The following is a 3528-nucleotide window of genomic DNA, read 5'->3' as shown; positions in this document are numbered from 1 at the left end:
ACCGGGTGCGGCAGCTTCACTTCTGCCTGGCTCATCTGGGTGCTGGCTCCTGACGGGTCGAGGGACGGCGGGGGCGGCGTGCGGGGCGGGATGATCACCGAGCTACCTCGGCGAGCGCGCACTTCCCTTGCGGAGTTCCACGAGGGAAGCGACGCCTCGCCGAGGCACCTCGGTCAGCGGCGGTCAGTACTTCCGGTCAGGCAGCACCTCGGCCGCCTGCTCCGGGGTGAAGGTGGTCTCCTCGGTGACGATCCGCTCGGGGACCTCCTCGCCGGCGACGACCTTCTCGGCGACCTCCATCAGCTGCGGGCCGAGCAGCGGGCTGCACTCGACGATGAAGTTGATCTCTCCCGCGGCCAGCGCGGTCATGCCGTCCTTGACCGCGTCGACGGTGATGATCTTGATGTCGGTACCGGGCTTCTTCCCGGCCGCCTTGATCGCCTCGATCGCACCCAGACCCATGTCGTCGTTGTGGGCGTAGACGACATCGATCTTCGGCTCGGACTGCAGGAAGGCCTCCATGACCTGCTTGCCACCGTCACGGGTGAAGTCACCGGTCTGAGAGGCGGTGATCTTGATCTTGGAGTCGGCGGAGATCTTGTCCTCGAACCCCTTCTTGCGGTCGATCGCCGGGGCCGAACCGGTGGTGCCCTGCAGCTCGACGACGTTGACCGCGCCGTCCTTGTCGACGTCGGAGGCGTCCGCGTTGTCGACCAGCCACTGGCCCGCCTTCTCCCCCTCCTCGACGAAGTCGGAGCCGATGAAGGTCACGTAGAGCGAGGTGTCCTCGGTGTCCACGGCCCGGTCGGTCAGCACCACGGGGATCTTGGCGCGCTTGGCCTCCTGGAGCACCGCGTCCCAGCCGGTCTCGACGACCGGGCTGAACGCGATCACGTCCACCTTCTGCTGGATGTAGGACCGGATCGACTTGATCTGGTTCTCCTGCTTCTGCTGCGCATCCGAGAACTTCAGCTCGATGCCGGCCTCCTTGGCCGACTCCTGGATCGAGGTGGTGTTGGCGGTGCGCCAGCCACTCTCGGCCCCGACCTGGGCGAAGCCCATGGTGATCGAGCCGTCGTCGGCGGCTTCGCTGCCACCGCACGCGCTGAGCGACATCCCGCCGATGGCGAGCACACACAGAGCGGTGAGCGTCTTCTTCACTGTCGTCCTCCAGTGTTTCACTGCGGCGGCCTGGTGTGACCGTCGTCACGATGCGACTCAGTGTGAGCGTTAACATCCGCGCGGTCAAGCGGAATCGGAAGATCGGTTCGAATCGGCAGCAGGTCGTCCGGAAACCCCCATAGTGTGACGACCATGACGCTCACCCTCTCTCCGGAACAGGCGCGTCGGATCGCCGTGCGTGCCCAGCTCCTCGATGCGCGCCGGCCGGCCTCGCTGGTGCAGACAGTCGACCAGCTGACGCTCCTGCAGATCGACCCGACCAAGGCGATCGCACCGAGCGCGGATCTGGTGGCGTGGTCGCGGTTGGGGGATGCGTACGACCATTCGGATCTCACCTTCGCCCTCGAGCAGGAGCGCTCGTTGGTCGAGTTCTCCAGCTTCATCGTGCCGATGGACGAGATCGAGACCGTTCTGGCGCTCTCTCCCGGGCGGATCCACCCCACGGCCGTCGAGTGGGTGGAGGCCAACAGCAGATTCCGTACGCAGATCCTGGATCGCCTGCGAGCCGATGGCCCACTCGTGGCCGGCGAGATCGAGGACACCTCGGAGGTGTCATGGGCCTCGACCGGATGGACCAACGACAAGAACGTGCTGCGGATGATCGAGCTGCTCAATCGGATGGGCGAGGTCGCGATCGCCGGGCGCCGCGGGAAGCTTCGCACCTGGGACCTCGCCGAGCGTGTCTACCCCTCTGACCTGCAGCTTCCGCCGCCCGAGAAGGCGCTCGAGGTGGAGACGGTGCGGCGGCTGGCCTCGCTCGGGATCGCCCGCCCCGGGCGGAAGGACTCCTCTGGTGGCGAGGTGCTCGGCGCCGGAGACGCCGGCGTCCCGTGCACCGTGACCGGGGTCGACGGCGAGTGGCGCGTCGACCCCGAGGCGCTCGCCGCGCTCGAGGACGAGTTCGCGCCGCGTACGGCCCTGCTCTCCCCCTTCGACCGCCTGGTCTACGACCGAGATCGGGCCCTGGAGCTGTTCGGGTTCGAGTACGTCCTGGAGATGTACAAGCCGGCCGCCAAACGGCGCTGGGGCTACTTCGCCCTTCCGATCCTGCACGGCGATCGGCTGGTCGGGAAGCTCGACGCCAAGGTGGACCGCAAGTCGGGGCAGCTGCTCGTCTTCGCCGTCCACGAGGACTTCCCGTGGAACCCACAGATCAGGGACGCGGTGGACGCCGAGATCGAGGCTCTGGCGGCGTGGCTCGGCGTCGACGTGACCCACCCCTGACGCGGATCCAGGCAGGTGCGGATTGCTCTTCTCACCATCACGACGCGCGCCTACTGTGGGCAGCGGGGTCAGACATCGATCAAAGGAGATCAGCATGGCAACGCTCAACCCCTACATCAGCTTCAACGGCCAGGCGAAGGAAGCACTCGAGTTCTACAGCTCGGTGCTCGGCGGCAAGGTCGAGGTCATGACGTTCGGCGACATGCCCGAGATGGGCGCCCCCGCCGAGGCCGCCGACCAGGTCATGCACGGCTCGCTCACGTTCGACGACGGCCGAGTCCTGATGGCCTCCGACACGCCTCCGGGCATGGACTACGTCGCCCCGACCGCCGGCGTCACCATCGCAGTCACCAGCTCTGACCCCGCCGACCACGAGATCTACGCCGAGCAGTTCGCCAAGCTCTCCGAGGGAGGCACGGCCGGGATGCCGTTCGACCTGGCGCCCTGGGGCGACTACTTCGGCCAGTTCGATGACAAGTTCGGGGTGAGCTGGATGTTCGACGTCGCCGGCCCGGAGTCCACACCCGCCTAGTCAGACCAGAGTCGAGGTGAAGATCGTCCTTTCGTAGGAGGTGCGATCGCCCGCGCCGCCGTAGCGTCTGAGGCATGCTCATCGCCGAAGATCTGCTGCTGCTCGTGCTTGACGACGAGAAGGGCACCCTCACCTCGTCCTGGGTCCAGCAGGCGCTGGGCGGAGCGCTCCTGACCGAGCTCGTGCTGACGGGCGCGGTCCAGGTGACGCCCAGGTCCGGGCTCACCCCGGCGAAGGCGGTGGCGGTGCCGCAACACCGGCCCGACGAGCCGATCCTGGCCGCTGCGTACGACTCGCTGGCAGCCAAGCCGCTGGCGGCCAAGAATGCCGTCACCGACCTCGGCAAGGGTCTCCACGAGGCCCTTGCCGCTCGGCTCTGCGACCGCAACATCCTCAAGCGCCGCGACGAGAAGATCCTCGGCCTCTTCCCGCGCACCACCTGGCCGGCCGCGGACTCGACCCATGAGAACGCCGTACGCGGCCAGCTGGCCGCCATCCTCGTCCAGGGCGCCACCCTGGTGAGACCCACGTTAGGAAGGGTTCCGGCAAGCCTGATTCCGCAATTTCGCTGGCCCGAGAATTTCTTTTGC

At 67.2% G+C, this 3528-nt stretch carries 4 protein-coding genes; 3 read left to right on the top strand and 1 reads right to left on the bottom strand.

Annotated features, from left to right (window positions below):
- Positions 1 to 183: 183 nt before the first annotated feature.
- Positions 184 to 1161: an ABC transporter substrate-binding protein gene (locus tag ACFVJS_RS27055; RefSeq protein ID WP_378886649.1), complete on the bottom strand. Its 978-nt coding sequence runs from the start codon at positions 1159 to 1161 to the stop codon at positions 184 to 186.
- A 153-nt stretch (positions 1162 to 1314) separates the two neighbouring features.
- Between ACFVJS_RS27055 and ACFVJS_RS27050 the strand changes: the two genes are divergently transcribed.
- The 3 genes from ACFVJS_RS27050 to ACFVJS_RS27040 all read left to right on the top strand — a co-directional run.
- Positions 1315 to 2406 carry a DNA glycosylase AlkZ-like family protein gene (locus tag ACFVJS_RS27050; protein ID WP_378886648.1) on the top strand — a complete coding sequence of 364 codons (1092 nt, stop codon included), beginning with the start codon at positions 1315 to 1317 and terminating at the stop codon, positions 2404 to 2406.
- Between the two features lie 94 nt (positions 2407 to 2500).
- Positions 2501 to 2938 carry a VOC family protein gene (locus ACFVJS_RS27045; protein WP_378886647.1) on the top strand — a complete coding sequence of 146 codons (438 nt, stop codon included), beginning with the start codon at positions 2501 to 2503 and terminating at the stop codon, positions 2936 to 2938.
- Positions 2939 to 3012: 74 nt separating this feature from the next.
- A partial coding sequence (locus ACFVJS_RS27040) for a GPP34 family phosphoprotein (protein ID WP_378886646.1) occupies positions 3013 to 3528 on the top strand: 516 nt, incomplete at its 3' end.

Source organism: Nocardioides sp. NPDC057772 (assembly GCF_042798075.1).
GTDB lineage: Bacteria > Actinomycetota > Actinomycetes > Propionibacteriales > Nocardioidaceae > Nocardioides.
The sequence above is the reverse complement of the archived record's forward strand: the minus strand, read 5'-3'. Positions and strand labels throughout refer to the sequence as shown.